This window comes from Nonomuraea sp. NPDC049028 (assembly GCF_043197735.1).
Taxonomy (GTDB): domain Bacteria; phylum Actinomycetota; class Actinomycetes; order Streptosporangiales; family Streptosporangiaceae; genus Nonomuraea.
The window spans coordinates 1,140,454-1,155,653 of the sequence record NZ_JBICTR010000001.1 but is presented as its reverse complement, the minus strand read 5'-3'; the positions used below and the strand labels follow the sequence as shown (position 1 = coordinate 1,155,653).

17 protein-coding genes are annotated in these 15,200 nt (G+C 68.7%); 9 read left to right on the top strand and 8 right to left on the bottom strand.

What is annotated here, in order from left to right:
• Window positions 1-103 precede the first annotated feature (103 nt).
• The 4 genes from ACGFJ2_RS05110 (at window position 104) to ACGFJ2_RS05095 (ending at window position 3,068) form a co-directional block, all read left to right on the top strand.
• Window positions 104-706 carry a DNA-binding response regulator gene (locus ACGFJ2_RS05110; protein ID WP_393464799.1) on the top strand — a complete coding sequence of 201 codons (603 nt, stop codon included), beginning with the start codon at window positions 104-106 and terminating at the stop codon, window positions 704-706.
• Between the two features lie 484 nt (window positions 707-1,190).
• The gene (locus tag ACGFJ2_RS05105) at window positions 1,191-2,015 is read left to right on the top strand and encodes a CPBP family intramembrane glutamic endopeptidase (RefSeq protein WP_393464796.1); all 825 of its coding nucleotides are present in this window, start codon (window positions 1,191-1,193) and stop codon (window positions 2,013-2,015) included.
• 31 nt (window positions 2,016-2,046) lie between these two features.
• Window positions 2,047-2,778, top strand: coding sequence for a MerR family transcriptional regulator (locus ACGFJ2_RS05100; protein ID WP_393464794.1), 732 nt, complete (start codon window positions 2,047-2,049; stop codon window positions 2,776-2,778).
• Complete coding sequence (locus tag ACGFJ2_RS05095; RefSeq protein ID WP_393464791.1) at window positions 2,775-3,068, top strand: hypothetical protein; 294 nt, start codon at window positions 2,775-2,777, stop codon at window positions 3,066-3,068. The genes ACGFJ2_RS05100 and ACGFJ2_RS05095 overlap by 4 nt, the downstream gene beginning before the upstream one ends.
• Here the strand turns inward: ACGFJ2_RS05095 and ACGFJ2_RS05090 are convergent.
• The gene (locus ACGFJ2_RS05090) at window positions 3,014-3,991 is read right to left on the bottom strand and encodes a hypothetical protein (RefSeq protein WP_393464788.1); all 978 of its coding nucleotides are present in this window, start codon (window positions 3,989-3,991) and stop codon (window positions 3,014-3,016) included. The two genes, ACGFJ2_RS05095 and ACGFJ2_RS05090, sit on opposite strands and share 55 nt — an antisense overlap.
• A gap of 515 nt (window positions 3,992-4,506) precedes the next feature.
• On the opposite strand from ACGFJ2_RS05090, the gene ACGFJ2_RS05085 reads away from it, so the two are divergent.
• Together ACGFJ2_RS05085 and ACGFJ2_RS05080 are read left to right on the top strand one after the other, a co-directional pair.
• Window positions 4,507-4,803 carry a hypothetical protein gene (locus tag ACGFJ2_RS05085; protein ID WP_364000910.1) on the top strand — a complete coding sequence of 99 codons (297 nt, stop codon included), beginning with the start codon at window positions 4,507-4,509 and terminating at the stop codon, window positions 4,801-4,803.
• A 625-nt stretch (window positions 4,804-5,428) separates the two neighbouring features.
• A complete protein-coding gene (locus ACGFJ2_RS05080; protein ID WP_393464785.1) occupies window positions 5,429-6,916 on the top strand; it encodes an ATP-binding protein in 1,488 nt (495 codons plus the stop codon).
• A 50-nt stretch (window positions 6,917-6,966) separates the two neighbouring features.
• Here ACGFJ2_RS05080 and ACGFJ2_RS05075 read toward each other — a convergent pair whose 3' ends face one another.
• The 4 genes from ACGFJ2_RS05075 to ACGFJ2_RS05060 form a co-directional block, all read right to left on the bottom strand.
• Window positions 6,967-7,707: a sulfite exporter TauE/SafE family protein gene (locus ACGFJ2_RS05075; protein WP_357959534.1), complete on the bottom strand. Its 741-nt coding sequence runs from the start codon at window positions 7,705-7,707 to the stop codon at window positions 6,967-6,969.
• A gap of 99 nt (window positions 7,708-7,806) precedes the next feature.
• Window positions 7,807-9,414: an AMP-binding protein gene (locus tag ACGFJ2_RS05070; RefSeq protein WP_357959588.1), complete on the bottom strand. Its 1,608-nt coding sequence runs from the start codon at window positions 9,412-9,414 to the stop codon at window positions 7,807-7,809.
• Between the two features lie 119 nt (window positions 9,415-9,533).
• Window positions 9,534-9,908: a hypothetical protein gene (locus ACGFJ2_RS05065; protein ID WP_393464782.1), complete on the bottom strand. Its 375-nt coding sequence runs from the start codon at window positions 9,906-9,908 to the stop codon at window positions 9,534-9,536.
• Between the two features lie 52 nt (window positions 9,909-9,960).
• On the bottom strand, window positions 9,961-10,377 hold the full coding sequence (locus ACGFJ2_RS05060; protein WP_393464779.1) for a hypothetical protein: 417 nt from the start codon (window positions 10,375-10,377) through the stop codon (window positions 9,961-9,963).
• 242 nt (window positions 10,378-10,619) lie between these two features.
• Between ACGFJ2_RS05060 and ACGFJ2_RS05055 the strand changes: the two genes are divergently transcribed.
• On the top strand, window positions 10,620-11,600 hold the full coding sequence (locus tag ACGFJ2_RS05055; protein WP_393464776.1) for a hypothetical protein: 981 nt from the start codon (window positions 10,620-10,622) through the stop codon (window positions 11,598-11,600).
• Between the two features lie 8 nt (window positions 11,601-11,608).
• Here the strand turns inward: ACGFJ2_RS05055 and ACGFJ2_RS05050 are convergent, their stop codons facing one another.
• Entirely contained in the window at window positions 11,609-12,694 is a 1,086-nt protein-coding gene (locus ACGFJ2_RS05050; protein WP_393464773.1) for an alpha/beta hydrolase, read from the bottom strand.
• Window positions 12,695-12,864: 170 nt separating this feature from the next.
• Entirely contained in the window at window positions 12,865-13,134 is a 270-nt protein-coding gene (locus ACGFJ2_RS05045; RefSeq protein ID WP_357959521.1) for a helix-turn-helix transcriptional regulator, read from the bottom strand.
• A gap of 88 nt (window positions 13,135-13,222) precedes the next feature.
• Here ACGFJ2_RS05045 and map point away from each other — a divergent pair, with 88 nt between their 5' ends.
• Entirely contained in the window at window positions 13,223-14,002 is a 780-nt protein-coding gene (gene map / locus ACGFJ2_RS05040) for a type I methionyl aminopeptidase (protein WP_358201436.1), read from the top strand.
• A gap of 87 nt (window positions 14,003-14,089) precedes the next feature.
• On the top strand, window positions 14,090-14,788 hold the full coding sequence (locus ACGFJ2_RS05035; RefSeq protein ID WP_358201432.1) for an endonuclease V: 699 nt from the start codon (window positions 14,090-14,092) through the stop codon (window positions 14,786-14,788).
• A 22-nt stretch (window positions 14,789-14,810) separates the two neighbouring features.
• On the opposite strand, the gene ACGFJ2_RS05030 is transcribed toward ACGFJ2_RS05035, so the two are convergent.
• Window positions 14,811-15,182, bottom strand: a complete 372-nt coding sequence (locus tag ACGFJ2_RS05030; RefSeq protein ID WP_393464770.1) for a hypothetical protein — start codon at window positions 15,180-15,182, stop codon at window positions 14,811-14,813.
• Window positions 15,183-15,200 lie beyond the last annotated feature (18 nt).

Genomic DNA, 15,200 nt, shown 5'->3' with positions numbered 1-15,200 from the left:
CACACGCTGTACGCGGCTCAACCTCTCCGCCGGGCTGGAGAACGCGAAGAACCTCTTCGAGGCCGCCGGCATCCGCGTACGCGTCGACAGCACAGGAGAACCGATGACCACCGTGCTACTCGCCGACGACGAAGCCCTCCTCCGCAAGGCGCTGGCGTCACTGCTCCCGCTCGAGGGCGAGATCACCGTGCTCGCCGAAGCGGGAGACGGCGAGGCGGCCGTGCGGGCCACACTGCTGCACCGGCCCGACGTGCTCGTCATCGATCTGGAGATGCCCGGGGTGGACGGGCTCGGCGCCGTCGCGGAGATCCGTCAGGCGCGGCCGGACCAAAGAATCCTCATGCTGACCCGCCATGCCAGGCCCGGTGTGCTCCGCAAGGCGCTCAAGCTCGGCGTCCAGGGCTTCGTCAGCAAATCCGCGGAACCGGCGCACATCGTTTCGGTCATCAAGACCCTGCACGAGGGCAAGCGATGGATCGACCCGGATGTCTCCGCCCTCGCCGTCGTCGACGACTGCCCGCTCACCGACCGGGAGACCGACGTACTGCGGGCGACCCGCGAAGGCTACTCGGTCGCCGACATCGCCGCCCAACTCCATCTGGCGGAGGGCACAGTGCGCAACTATCTCTCGAACGCGATGCAGAAAACCCAGACTCGGACCCGGCACGAGGCGGCGCGGTACGCACGCGAACACGACTGGCTGTAGAAGGCCGTGAGTGCCTCGATCACCTGCTCATCCATGGCGAGCGGCACCTGCGCAAGGTCCTGACCGAGTACGAGCACCATTTCAACCATCATCGCCCGCATCAGGGCCGTTCCCTCCGCCCTCCCTTGCACAACCCCAGCCAGATGATCGACATGACCCTCCCGGATCCACCGCCGAAGGACCGTCACAGGACTGATCAATGAGTACCACAGAGCAGCCTGATCACCCGGCAAAGGCCCAGCTCAGCAGCAGTATCCGCGTTCTGGCACCGCACACGCTTGAGTGTGCCCCCAGGGCACGGTGTTCGCTGGTGCGTGAAACAACCATCTCGACCCCGGAGGACCGCCCGATGTCCGTACCAGGACCCGGCCAGACCCCAAACACGGCAGCGCGCCCGAGCTCACCGCACCAGGCCGACGACCCGACATCCGGACGTCGCGAGCCGGGTGTAGACGGCTCCCGGCCGTTCGGTGCCCACGTCCGCATGAGCTGGTGGAGGCCGCTGGTCGTCCTCGTCGTGCCGCCGGTCGTGATGCTGCTCCTGCAGATCCTGCTGTACCAGGTCGTGGGCGTCATCGAGGGCAGCGACGACCCGATGTCCGCCACCTTCACCCCGCTGAAGCTCCTGGCCGTCAACCTGAGCGTGGGCATCTCGGGCGTGGTGGCGATCCTGCTGCTGGCACGGCTGGCGAAGGTGCCGTGGCGCAGCCTGATCAGCTCGCCACGGGCGTTCGACGGTCGACGCCTGGCGCAGTACCTGCTCGGCGCGGCCCTGCTGGTGGGCGCCGGCATCGGCGTGGTGGCGCTGGTCGCCCCCGAGTCCCCAGGCTGGGTCGCGTTCGGTGTCTCCGGGACGACGATCCTCATGCTGGTGATCACCGTGCTGAGCACCCCGCTCCAGTCCGTCGGCGAGGAGCTGATGTTCCGCAGCGCCGTGCTGCCCGCCGCCGCGTCCTGGGTGCGCGCGGTTCGCCCGGCCCTTGCCGTCGGTCTGGTGGTCTCCAGCCTGGCCTTCGCGGTCGTTCACGGCTCCGGCGACCCCTGGCTGTTCGGCTACTACACCTTTATCGGCGTTGCCACGGGACTGATGGCGATCATCAGCCGCGGCATCGAGGCGCCGGCCGCGTTCCACATCGCCAACAACGTCCTATTCTCAAGCGTGAACACGCTGATGGCAGACGGCGAGGGCTACACCATCGACCGGTCCACCGACACCGGTGACGCGGCCCTCCTGATCCTCGCCGCCGTCAACATCGCCATGGTCGTCCTCGTCTGGGTGCGCGAGCGACGTACACGGATCACGACCTAGAACCGGCACCGGACGACGAGGTGAGGATCCCATGGCCTGGAGCACACGCCAGATCGCCGACCTGGCGGGCATCACGGTGAAGACGGTGCGCTACTACCACCAGGTCGGGCTGCTCGACGAGCCCGACCGCGAGCCCAACGGCTACAAGCGCTACGAGGTGCACCACCTGACGCGGCTCCTGCAGATCAAGCGCCTGACCGGACTCGGTGTGCCGCTCGCGCAGGTGGCCGAGATGGGCACGAGCGGCGAAGGGCAGGCCTCCGTCTTCCGGACCGTCGACGCCGAGCTCGAGGCGACGGTCCGGCGGCTGGAGAGCATCCGGCGAGAGCTGGCCATCCTGGCCCAGCCGGGTGCGTCACCGGAGGTGCCGACCAGCTTCAGCGGCCTCGTCCAGGACCTGCGCGACAACGACCGCGCCCTGCTGACGATCTACGCCCAGCTTTTCTCGGACGAGTCGATGGAGGCGCTGCGCAGCACGCTCGAGGCACACCCGAACGACGATCTCGACGAGGCGTTCCGCAACCTGCCCGAAGACGCCGACGATGCCACCCGGCAGGCCCTCGCCGAGCAGCTCGCGCCCTTCATCGTCCCGGACGCCACCGAGCACGGCGTGACGCTGGAGCCGCGGGCCGGCACGCCAGGCCAGGCCGAGGCGGCGCGGCGCGCCGTCGGTCACGCCCTCAGGGCGCTCTACAACCCCGCGCAGGTCGACGTGCTCCGTCGAGCGCACCTGCTCCACGAGGCCGACGACGATACGACATGACCGCCGCCGAGAACATCGGACTCGGTGACCTACCGGCTCTGGGCGACGCGGCCCGCCTCAAGGAGGCGGCCGTCCGCGCCGGCGTGCACGAGACGCTCTTCGAGCTTCCACGCGGGTACGACACCCTGCTCACGCGCATCTTTTTCGCCGAGGCCGACAAGGGCAACACGAAGATCAAGCCTGGATCAGTCGATGCCGAGACCGACAACGCGCTCTTGCTCAGGGCCAACGGCTGTCAGACCGCCCGGGCGATGCAGATGCGTGCGTTCAGTCGTGGTCCCGCCTCGTAGAACATGTACTCCACACCGTCCTGGGTGCCGAACGACGGCGCCGCCACCCTGCCGTTGTCCGAGGGGATCGGGGAGTGGAAGACGCCGAGGTGCGTCTCCCTGTCGAAGGCGTTGCCGACCTCGGTGATCCGCATCCTGCCGTCGTTGCCGTGATAGGCCACGTAGGTGGTTCCGTTGCGCTTGACGAGGGTGGCGCCGGAGATGTCGGTCACGCCGTCGGGCTCGGGGTTCACCAGCGGGGTCGCGCTGAACTGCCAGCCGTCCCAGCCATTGGGCGACCAACCGTAGAAGATGCGACGGCCGTTGCGCAGCCCCATGAAGATCATCACGTACTTGTTGTTCCGGCCGGGCAGCTGATGCTCGAAGACCCGCGCGTAGGAGGTCTCGGAGGTACCGGGCACCAGGCGGGTGCTCAGGATCGGGGTCTCGTTGGTGAAGGTGACGCCGTCGGTGGAGCAGGCCACGCGCGTGGTGAAGTTCTCGCCATGGAAGTAGCAGAAGAACTGCCGGGTGGCGGCGTCCCAGGTCACGTGAGGTGAGGACACGTGTGAGACCGTGGTGGTCGGCAGGCGGTTGTCGATGAGCGGGTTGCCCGAGTAGTCGTCGAAGGGGCCTGCCAGGGAATTGGCGAAGGCCACACAGATGCCGCCCGGATTCTCGTGAGGGGCGTAGTAGAGGTAGTAGCGCGCTCGGGGATTGCTGAGCTTGTCGTATACCCCTCTGATGCAGGGGAAGATGAACTCCCCCGTCGGGTTGTGGCTGAACGGCAGGGCCAGCGCGTCGCGCAGGTACCGGTAGGTCGGCATCCCGGCCGGGCCCGCCGCCGCGCTCGCGGCCGGTCCGAGACCCAGGCCCGCGCCCACGCCCGCCGCCGCGCCCAGCAACACGGTCCGCCGTCGGATCAATGGGTGGGGGATGTCCAACTTCGGCTCCTTCACGCCTCTTGGTGCGGATTCACACGCTCGCTCCCAGCGGAAGGCTGCGTCAAGACGCTAATACGAATTAGCACTACGGTCTCGGCATCGACCTGCTGCCCACCCGACGCGAACCACCCCGGACCGTGCCGCGTGTGCTGCTCGTTCCGGAACCCCAGTCATTGGTGATACGCGAACGCCGTCGGCGTTCCTGATGCCCTGACGAGGAAGCGCGGGGCGCCGACTGCTCGGGGTGTTCTGAGTCGCGCACGCGAACACCGCATTCAACTTGGGGTTTCTCGGTTCTCGCCAGCCGTCGGCCGATGGTTGCCAAGAACTTGGCCACCCTATGCGACCTGCGTGTACTCGTGGATCAGCCCGCCGAGGCGGTCACGTCGGATCCCGAGGCCGATCCCATCGTCGCCCATTGAGCCGTTCGCGGTCTTGACGACATGGGGAAGGCCAGGCATTTTTCTTTAAGAAGCTTTCCTAAAGTGCACTGCTAACCCGCTGGAGGACAGCGAATGCGCACGAGAAAGCCTGCGGCTCTGGCCGCCACAGCCCTCCTCACCGCCGCCCTCGTCGGCATCGCCACCCCCGCTCACGCCGCGCCCACCGACTGCACCACCGGCCGGGACGGCAAGACCGTCTGGGTTTACTGCAGCGGCGGCTACGGCCAATACCGCGTGAGCATCTACGTCATCAACCCCCCGACCGGCTCCTGGCCCGAGTACGGCCCCTGCGTGTACCCCGGGCAGCGCTCGGAGTACACCCCCTACCACAACTACTCCTTCCTCGGGCCGGCGGTCGCCTACTGCTGACAGGGCCAGGGCCGCTCAGTGTGGCGTTCGATGGCCGGCACCCATCGATGAGGACAACTCCTTTGTGCCCAGCAGGAGCGATCAGCTGGGGCCATGGTGAGAGCCGGTAAGCGGACCGCCGGGGGGTGACCTGACGCTATCGCGGCGGCTCGTACGCCCTGCTCGCGAACGTGCTGCGGTGCCATGACCTCTACCGGCGACCTGGCTGACCGCCAAGCCATACTGTTCCGGCTCACCCAGGCTGAGACGACCGGGCCGTCCGAAACGAGCGTGCGTGATCGCCGGGTCGCCCGATGGTTCGTGGTGCTGTACGTCGCGGGGATCGCGGGCATGGTCTGGATATTCGTCACGGGCGTGCTCCGCTGCCGGCTCTGCGCGAGCGCCGTCTGCGCCGGGCCGGCGAACTCCTCTGAGGTGCGGCCCCGTCGCAGGTGTTCCGCTCTCTGCTTCCCTCGCGAGATCCGGGATGGCCTTCACGCAGACGCCCGAACCAAGATGATGGCAGACTGTGATCGTGCGACCACCCCGAGCGAAATTCTTTAACACCACTGGCCCGTGCGATCCACGACGCCACTACATACTGCCCCCCGTACCGAGGCTCCCAGAAGCGCGGACACTCATCGAAATGGACCGCTACTTCGTCCTGCACGCCCCCCGGCAGACTGGGAAAACCACCGTCCTGGACGCTCTGGCCTCCGGCCTGACCGCCGAGGGCGACACCGCCGCCCTGATGATCTCCTGCGAGCGCGCCAAGTCGGCCGGCGACGATGTCGGCTGGGCGGAGTCGCTTCTGCTGGACTCCCTCCGCGAGGCCGCCGATCTGTCGGGCTGGCCGAAGAAGCTGCTACCGCCGGATTCCTGGCCGCAGGTCACGCCGGGTAGCCGGTTCGGTGCGGCGCTGCGGGAGTGGTGCCGACGCTGCCCGCGCCGGGTGGTGCTGTTCCTCGACGAGATCGACGCCCTGCAGGGCAACAGCCTTGTCAGCATCCTCAGCCAACTCCGCGACGGGCACAACAAGCGATCGAAGGGCTATCCGTTCCCCGCGTCGGTGGTGCTGTGTGGGCTGCGCGACCTGCGCGACTACAAGGCGGCCTCCGGCGGCGACCCCGGCCGGTCCAACCCGGCCAGCCCGTTCAACATCATCGCCGACTCACTGCGCCTCGGCGACTTCACCACCGACCAGATCGCCGAACTCTACGACCAGCACACACAAGCGACCAGCCAGGAGTTCACCAAGGACGCGGTGGACCGGGTCTTCGAGCTCACCCAGGGACAACCCTGGCTGGTCAACGCCCTCGCCCACGAGATCACCTTCAAGATGGGGGTGACCGGGACAATCGGCGACGGGCAGGTGGAAGACGCCAAGGAGCGGCTGATCCGGGCCCGCGCCACCCACCTGGACTCCCTGGCGGCCCGGCTGCACGAGCCCCGGGTCAAGCGGGTGATGGAACCGATCGTGAGCGGAGACTTCCCCCATACCGAGCTCACCTTCTCCGACGACCTGTCCTACGTCCGCGATCTGGGCCTGATCAAGCAGAAGCCTCCGATGGAGGTGGCCAACCCGATCTACCGGGAAGTCATCCTGCGCGTGCTCGGCGACGTGTCGGAACAGTACGTGCGCGCCGACCCGCACAGCTTCGTACTGCCCGACGGCCGGTTCGACCTACCCCGCCTGCTGCAGGAGTTCGTCGTGTTCTGGCGCGAACACGGCGAAGTCCTCATCCAGCAGGAGGGATACCACGAGGCCGCCTGCCAGATCATCCTCATGGCCTTCCTGCACCGCCTCGTCAACGGTGGCGGCTACCTCGACCGCGAATACGCCGCCGGAACCAAACGCCTCAACGTCTTCGTTCGCTGGCCGTACAGGGGCCCCGACGGCGAAGGGCTGATGCAACGCGAGGCCATGGAACTGAAGGTGTGGCGACCCGGCGCAGACGACCCCAAATCCGAGGGTCTGGCCCAGCTCGACCGCTACCTCGACCGACTCACCCTCACCACCGGCGTCCTGGTCATCTTCGACCGGCGCCCCGAGGCCCCACCCTGGAAAGAACGCGGCGGATTCGAGCAGGCGACCACACCGTCCGGCCGCCAGGTCACCCTTCTGCGTGTCTAACACTGCCTTGGTTTCTGCTGGGCCGGCAGCATGCCGCGTACTCGCGATCGTCAGCCCACGTACGAGTCGTAGCCGAGTTTGATCGCGACCGCCACCCCGCACGCCGCGGCTACATACCGCAGGCTCTGGCCGGGCATCCGGCGGACGATCTTCGGTCCGAGCCACCCGCCCAGCAGGAACCCGGCCGCCAGCGGCACCGCCGCCCCCCAGTCCACCGGTCCGAACAGCGCGAACCCCAGCCCGGCCACCGCGTTCGCCAGCCCGGACAGCATGTTCTTCGCGGCGTTCAGCCGGGCCGGCGACTGGTCGAGAAAGCCCGCCAGCACCGCGAACATCAGGATCCCGCCCGCCGCCCCGAAATACCCCACATAGATCGACACGACGAACAGCGCCACCCGCAGCAACACCCCGTGCTCACCGCCCGGCTTGACGGTCGGCCGCCGGACCAGCAGCAGCGAGGCGCCCGCGATCAACCACGGAGCGATCAGCTCGAACGCCCGCGCCGGGGTCACCAGCAGCAGCAACGCGCCCGTCGCCCCGCCGAGCGCGGTCACCCAGCCCAGTCGCAGCACCCGGGCGCCCTGCCCCACCAGCTCCGGCCGCGACCCGACCGCCGCGCCCACACTGGTGAACATCAGCGCGACGGTGTTCGTGACGTTCGCGGTCAGCGGTGGCAGGCCGAACGCGAGCAGCGCCGGGTAGGAGACGATCGACGCCAGGCTCACCACCGTACTCACCACGCCGGCGGCTACACCTACCCCGAGCAGGCCGAGCACATCACCGACGATCACCCGACCATGCTAGGCCGTGCCCGTTTTATCCAAACAAGCCGGGTATGCGCCGCCCGATGCCAGGCGTGCGCCGCGCCCCTGTAGTCAGGGCATCTGTGGTCAGGGCACCGTTTCGCCGTCGCCCAGCCCGAGCAGGTCGACCGACCGCCTGCGCATCTCCACCTTGCGGATCTTCCCGGTGACGGTCATCGGGAAGGCGTCCGCGACGTGGACGTACCGCGGGATCTTGAAGTGCGACAGCCGCCCCGCGCAGAACTCCCTGACCGCCCCGGCCGTCAGCGGCTCGGCGCCCTCCCGCATGATGACCCAGGCCATCAGCTCCTCGCCGTACTTCTCGTCGGGCACCCCGATCACCTGCACGTCCGCGACGTCCGGATGCCGGTACAGGAACTCCTCGACCTCTCGCGGGTAGACGTTCTCCCCGCCGCGGATGACCATGTCCTTGATCCGCCCGACCACGTTGACGTAGCCGTCGTCGTCCATGGTGGCCAGGTCACCGGTGTGCATCCAGCGGGCGGCGTCGATAGCCTCGGCGGTCTTGTCCGGCTCGTCCCAGTATCCGAGCATGACCGAATACCCGCGCGTACACAGCTCACCCGGCTCGCCGCGCGCCACGGTCAGCCCGGTCTCCGGGTGCACGATCTTCACCTCGACGTGCGGCAGCACCCGGCCGACGGTCTCGGTCCTGCGGGCCAGGTCGTCGTCGGACCTGGTCATCGTGGACACCGGGGACGTCTCGGTCATGCCGTAGCAGATGGCGACCTCGCGCATGTTCATCTCGCTGACGACGCGCTTCATCACCTCGACCGGGCAGGGCGACCCGGCCATGATGCCGGTCCGGAGCGTGCTCAGGTCGTACCCCTTCGCCACCCCCAGCTCGGCGATGAACATGGTCGGCACGCCGTACAGCGACGTGCATCTCTCGTCCTGTACGGCCCGCAGCGTCGCCTCGGGCTCGAAGCTGGGCGCGGGGATCACCACGCAGGCCCCGTGCGAGGTGGCGCCGAGGTTGCCCATGACCATGCCGAAGCAGTGGTAGAACGGCACCGGCAGGCAGACCCGGTCGGCCTCGGTGTAGTGGATCAGCTCACCGACGAAGTAGCCGTTGTTGAGGATGTTGTGGTGCGACAGAGTCGCGCCCTTGGGGAAGCCGGTGGTGCCGGAGGTGTACTGGATGTTGATCGGGTCGTCGCACGACAACTCCGACATGCGAGCCCGCAGCCGGTCCTCCGCGACGGTCTCGGCCAGGAGCGCGTCCCAGCCCGGATCGTCCAGGTAGATGGCGTTCGCGAAGCCGATCTCCTCGACCATCGCGCGATAGTCGCTGGTCTTGTGCGTCTGGGCGCTGATCAGCAGCCGCATGCCCGACTGCTTGACGACGTACTCCAGCTCGTGGCTCCGGTAGGCCGGGTTGACGTTGACCAGGATCGCGCCGATCTTCGCCGTGGCGTACTGCACGAGCACCCACTCCGCGCGGTTGGGCGCCCAGATGCCCACCCGGTCGCCCTTCGCGATGCCCTTGGCCAGCAGGGCGAGCGCGAGGCGGTTCACGTCGGCGTCGAGCTCGGTGTAGGTCCATCGGCGTCCGGTGGGGACATCGACCAGGGCCTCTCGGTCGCCGAAGGCCGCGACGGTCCGTTCGAGGTTCTCGCCGATCGTCTCGCCCAGGAGGGGGGTCGGCGCGGTGGCGCTGGAGTACGACTGCATGTCCACAGTGTCGGTCTCCTCCCGTCGTACGCACCAGACCCACCCGCGCACCACCACGGCGGCGGTTACGTCGCCGTCGCCGTGGTGGTGCGGGGTCTACCGATTCAGGTGGATCGGGTTCAGCACCTGCGCAGGCCGTACTTGCCGGGGTCGGCGTCGAAGGCGCTCGGTGTGTGCACCACGGAGGCCGGTACGTACCCGAAGTTGCCGAACCTGTCGCCGACGGTTCCGTACCAGGTGGTGTTGCCCCCTGGATGGAGCTCTCCCTGTGTCCAGCAGGTGAACCAGCTCTGCGTGGTGTCGAGGAAGTCCACGGCGTCGACGGGCCGGGGCTCGTGGAACACGGGGAGTCCGCCCTCGTCGTTGGTGCAGTGCAACCTGCCGTCGTGCGGGTCGACCCCGCAGGCGTCGGCGGAGGCGGCGGGTGAGGCCAGCCCGAACAGCGCGAATGCCGTGGTGGCGATGGTCGTGGCGATGACCTGACGCTTGTTCATCTTTGTGTCTCCTTCGGTGTCGTTCTCTTGGCGGGTCCGGACCTCGGCGGCGTCACGGTCCGATGAGGTCGTAGTCGGCCAAGGTGCACTCGCGCAGGCCCGGCGCGGGGTCATGGTCGGTGGCCACATGCACGGCGGGCAGGAAGCCCCAGCCGCGGTAGGGCGGCACCGCCTTGTCGCCCGCGGCGAGGTACCAGATGCTGTTGCCGCCGGCATGCGGGCCGCCCTCGACCCAGCACTGGAACCAGCTGAAACTGCTCGTCAGTACGCCGGTCTCCGCGGTCTGGTACGAGGCGTCGTACGACAGGGTGACGTTCGGGGTGTTTCCGCAGTAGAGCTTGCCGTCGCTCCGGACCCCGCACTCCGCGGCCGCGGCCGCCGCCGGGGCCGGGGTGGCGGCGGCCCCCGGGAGGGCACCGAACAGGGCCGCGGTCAGGAGGGCGCTGGCCGTGACATTGCGGATCATCATGGTGGTGGTCTGCCTTTCTGCTCCGTCAGGTGCGGCGGGTTCGCCGCGTCGAGAGCCAGCGAAGCCGCCCAGCCCAGGTGTCCAACAGGAGCTCGGACGGACTCGGACGGAATCGGGCCACCCGATGGCCAGGCCCGGACGGCAGGTCGCCACTGCCGCCATCCATCGGACACACTCAGTAAGCGCTCGTACACTTTGCGGTACGGAGGAGCCGAAGGCCGGGAGGGCGGGGGTTCGAGGCGATGAGCGAGGGTGGCGAGGAGTCCCAGGTCGTCAGGCAGGCGTCCCGATCCGGGGTGGAGTCGGTGACCTGCCACGAGGATCTGGTGAGGTTGCTGGCCGAGCAGTTCGCCCGGGCCGATACGTCACTGCGGGAGCTGCAGCTGCGGGCGGACAAGGCGGGCGGGACCCGGCTGCCACGGGCGACCTGTGCGGACATGCTGGCCGGCCGGCGCTTCCCCAAGAAGGCGTTGATGATGGCCTTCCTGCGGGCGTGCCGGGTGCCCGAGCAGCAGCTCCCGGCGTGGGAAAGGGCATGGGAGCGGGTACGAGTCGCCCGGCTGCCCGCCGGGCCGGACGAGGCAGGGCCGGCCCCTGTCCCCCGCCGAAGCTGGCGCCAAGCCGCCGTGTCGGCCGCGTTGGCCGCGCTGGCGACCGCAGGCGCCCTGAGCGTCATCTTCGATCAGCGGGGTGCGTCACAAAGCGTCGTGTCCGACGGTTTCGGCGGCCCTGTGGCTACCGGCCGCATCGTCAGCGATGACGGCCGTGCGTTCAGCGCCGGCGGGTCGAGCCGGTTCACCGCGACCGTCGATCCCGCCAACAGCGGAGTGCGGCTGATCCGCCGCCTGGACGCGGGCGTCGCCCGGCAGTACGCCACCATCACCGTCAACGGGAATCCGGCCGGGTCGTGGCGGCAGCTGCCCGGCGACAGCACCTACAAATGGCGGGAGCAGATCGTCGAAATCCCGCGAACCCTGACCGCGGGTCGCCGCTCTCTCACCATCGTCAACACGTTCGTGTCCTCATCCCTGGGCTACAACGAGTTCCTCTACGTCATCGAGCAGAAGATCAACGGGGCCTGGGCAACTGCCGACACGGTCGACATCGGCCCTGACCACACCGCCAGTGAAGCCGCGCACGGCTATCACATCGTCGCCGAGGGCTGGGCTGGTACCCAGACATTCACCTATCCACCGCGCGAGGAGGATCGGCGAGTCGAGTGAAGTTCGGGTTATCGGAGGGCATCGGTGATGGCGAGGGCGGTGGTGCGCCAAATCGGGGCATGCGGGTCAATCACCGCGAAGTGGTCGCCGGACATTTCCAGATACGTCACGTCATCTCCGGCCTCCCGGGCGGCCCTGGCGTAGCGGCGCGCGAAGTCCACCAGGTCCAGCTCGTCCCCGGACCCTTGGACGATCAGCTGGCGCACCCGCAACGGCAACCTGAGCAGCGGACTCGCCGTACCGACCTCGAGGCCGGTACTGGAGGCTGTGCCGAGGGCGGCGGCGACCGCGCCGGAGCCGAGCCAGCGCCTGTCGGCCTCGGCGAGGTCGAGCATCCCCGCCAGCGACACGGCCAGCGAAACCCGCGCCCCGTCGGCCACCGCGCGGAAGGCCAGCTGCGCCCCGGCGGAGTGACCGACGACGGCGACCCGGCCGAGGTCGAGCGGCGCGTCCACGGTCGACAACGCGGCCAGCCCAGCGGCCGCATCCGCGGTGGTCGCCCGCCACCCGTACAGGTCGGGACGCCGGTATTCGAGGTTCCACACGGCGAGCCCTCGGCCGACGAGGTCGAGGCAGAGCGCGTCCATGAGATCGGCCGCCCAGTTCGACCGCCAGTTCCCGCCATGAACGAGCACCACGACAGCCGGCCTGTCCACCGCCCCCTCGGGAAGGTACAGCTCACCCCACTGATCGCGATGCGCCCCGTACGCGATCCGCATCCGCGGATGCCGCAGACGGTGTACGGCATGCCGAATCGCCCAGATCAACCCCTCGACGCCACGCCCGTGAACGTGCGTGGCCCCCTCCCCCACCTCAGCCCCGTCCACCCGGGGGAGATCCAGCCACACCAGAGGCCCAAGGCACTGCCCCATGAGCCGTCGCACCTCATCCACCGGCCCCGGAACCACCACGACGGCCGCGGCGGGCAACTCACCGTCGCCGCCCGCCATACACACCATGACTTCGGCCGCGTCACGAGCGTGCACGAGCGCGCCAGAGACCCCGAGGGCGGCGAACTCGCGTTCGGCGATCTCGCTGAGCAACGCGGCGTCGGCGACCAGCCCTGGGCCGACGACCACCAGGACATCCCTCACGATTCCCGACACTACAGAACCTGCCGCCACTGGTCCGCTCTTCGACCTCGCATCGTCGGGATGAGGATGCTGGGCGATACGTCCCGATTCCAGGCGGAGGCCATCGACAACGGCACCCAGCATCGGGAGCCTCGGTGCCGCCGGTGTTCCGTGGGCCGGCGCGACAGCGGCTACGAGACGGCTTCCAGCGGTAGGTCGTTGCCGAGCCAGATAGCTGCCAACGCCTGAACCGGCACGTTGAGTGCCTCGCCGAGGCAGACGATCGTGCCGAATCCGGGAGAGGGCAGTCGTCCGGTCTCGATCTTGCGCAGGGTCTCCGGCGAGATGCCGGCCGCGTGCGCGACTTCCGCCAGGTCGCGTCCGGCTCGTGCGTGACGCAGCAGGGCGCCGAGACGCCTGCCGGCTTCGATCTGCTCAGGTGTGAGCGGTTGACGGACCATGCTCCCAAGATAGGGCTGGTATTACTATACCGGCAAGCTGTTAAGGTGCCGGTATAGTAATACCAGCATCCTGTGACGCGAGGTAATCATGATCGAACTGAAGACGCCTGCGGAGATCCAACGCATGCACGTGGCCGGGCGCTTCGTCGCCGAGGTGCTCTCCGAGGTCGGCCGGCTCGCCGACGTGGGCGTCAACCTCCTGGACCTGGAGCACCACGTGCGCGGCATGATCAAACGGTCCGGGGCGGAGTCGTGCTACTGGGACTACGCGCCGTCCTTCGGACGCGGCCCGTTCCGCAACGTCATCTGCCTGTCGGTCAACGACGCCGTCCTGCACGGAATACCCCACGACTACACGCTGCGTGACGGCGACGTACTCAGCGCGGACCTCGCGGTCAGCGTCGACGGCTGGGTGGCCGACTCGGCGCGCACGGTCGTCGTCGGGACCGCCGCCGAGGAGGACCTGCGCATTATCCGCGCCACCGAGGAAGCGTTGGAGGCGGCGATCGAGGTGGCGCGTCCGGGCAATCGCCTGGGTGACATCTCGGCGGCCATCTGGGCGGTAGCCCACGACTACGGCTACCCGGTCAACACCGAGTTCGGTGGCCACGGCATTGGCCGCACCATGCACGAGGGGCCCCACGTTTCGAACAAGGGCCGGGCAGGGCGCGGCCTTACGCTCCGGCCGGGCCTGACCCTCGCGCTCGAACCCTGGTTCGCCCGCACGACCGACCGGATCGTCTACGACGCCGACGGCTGGACCATTCGGTCGGCGGACGGCTCGCGCACGGCCCACTCCGAGCACACGGTAGCCATCACCGAGGACGCCCCCTTGGTGCTCACCCGCCGCATAGCGGAGTGCGGGTAGACGTGCAGAGGTTCCTGCTGACGCGGCTGGATGAGGGTTGTCGGTGACAGTGACGCCCCGGGAGCCGACGGGCATAGGTTGAACCATGTGCGGGTAAACCAGCTTCACCCCTGGCCGACGAGTACCGCGGAGGCGGAGGCGATCCAGGAGCGCCTCCGGCTTCACCTCGAGCTGACCGGCCCGACCTCGTTCACGTTGGTGGCGGGACTTGACGTGCACTACCACGGCGAGGACGAGGTGGCCGCCGCCGTGGTGGTGCTCTCCACGACCGCCGCCACGGACGACCACGCACAGGGCATGGCGGGCGATCTCGTGGTGGTCGAGCAAGTGGTGGTTCGTGGCAAGGCGCGGTTTCCGTACGTGCCGGGGCTCTTCGCCTTTCGCGAGTTGCCCGCGCTGGTGGAGGCGCTCGAACGGCTCACCGTCACCCCTGACCTGCTCGTCTGCGACGGGTACGGCCTCGCGCACCCACGCGGGTTCGGACTGGCCTGCCACCTGGGCGTGCTCACCGGACTCCCTGCGATCGGCGTGGGCAAGACCCACTTCGTCGGCACCCACGACGCCCCGGACTCCGCTCGGGGCGCATGGACGCCGATCGAGCTGGACGGCTCGACCGTGGGCCGCGCCCTGCGTACGCAGCGGAACGTCAAGCCGGTGTACGTGTCGCAGGGCCACCGCATCACCCTCGACACGGCCTGCGCCGAAGTCCTGCGGCTCTCGCCGTACCACCGCCTGCCGGAGCCCATCCGCAAGGCCGACCACCTGGCCAGACACGGCGACCGGTAACCGTCGATCACCCGTGACCGACTCAGCGGCGCCAAGCCCAGACCAGCAGCCACACGCTCAGCCCGAAGACCGCCATCCCGAGCGGCACGTGCACGGTCAGCACACCCGCCCCGCCCACCGCCGACTGTACGAACCCGAGCAGCAGAATCGCCAGCCCGACCAGCGCGGGCCAGCCCGCCCCACGCCCCGGCCGCCACACCAGCACGGCCGCGACGAGCAGCACCAGCCCCAGCACGTGTACGGCCAAGGCCCCCATACCGTGCGACCCTGCCGACGCCCCGCTGAGCAACTGGCCGGCCGTCACGGCCTGGAAGAGCACCGCCAGCGCGTTCAGTACGACAATGATCTTGAACGTGGTCAGATATCCGCTCCCCTTGGCGGCCTGAGTTACCACTCGCTTCTCCTTTGACCT

Excerpts from the sequence above, each read along its gene's own strand:
- ACGFJ2_RS05100 (WP_393464794.1), top strand. The coding sequence starts at position 2,047 with ATGGCCTGGAGCACACGCCAGATCGCCGACCTGGCGGGCATCACGGTG.
- ACGFJ2_RS05060 (WP_393464779.1), bottom strand. The coding sequence starts at position 10,377 with ATGATGATCCGCAATGTCACGGCCAGCGCCCTCCTGACCGCGGCCCTG.
- ACGFJ2_RS05045 (WP_357959521.1), bottom strand. The coding sequence starts at position 13,134 with ATGGTCCGTCAACCGCTCACACCTGAGCAGATCGAAGCCGGCAGGCGT.
- ACGFJ2_RS05070 (WP_357959588.1), bottom strand. The coding sequence starts at position 9,414 with ATGCAGTCGTACTCCAGCGCCACCGCGCCGACCCCCCTCCTGGGCGAG.
- ACGFJ2_RS05085 (WP_364000910.1), top strand. The coding sequence starts at position 4,507 with ATGCGCACGAGAAAGCCTGCGGCTCTGGCCGCCACAGCCCTCCTCACC.
- ACGFJ2_RS05080 (WP_393464785.1), top strand. The coding sequence starts at position 5,429 with ATGGACCGCTACTTCGTCCTGCACGCCCCCCGGCAGACTGGGAAAACC.
- ACGFJ2_RS05095 (WP_393464791.1), top strand. The coding sequence starts at position 2,775 with ATGACCGCCGCCGAGAACATCGGACTCGGTGACCTACCGGCTCTGGGC.
- ACGFJ2_RS05055 (WP_393464776.1), top strand. The coding sequence starts at position 10,620 with ATGAGCGAGGGTGGCGAGGAGTCCCAGGTCGTCAGGCAGGCGTCCCGA.
- ACGFJ2_RS05105 (WP_393464796.1), top strand. The coding sequence starts at position 1,191 with ATGAGCTGGTGGAGGCCGCTGGTCGTCCTCGTCGTGCCGCCGGTCGTG.
- ACGFJ2_RS05110 (WP_393464799.1), top strand. The coding sequence starts at position 104 with ATGACCACCGTGCTACTCGCCGACGACGAAGCCCTCCTCCGCAAGGCG.
- map (WP_358201436.1), top strand. The coding sequence starts at position 13,223 with ATGATCGAACTGAAGACGCCTGCGGAGATCCAACGCATGCACGTGGCC.
- ACGFJ2_RS05065 (WP_393464782.1), bottom strand. The coding sequence starts at position 9,908 with ATGAACAAGCGTCAGGTCATCGCCACGACCATCGCCACCACGGCATTC.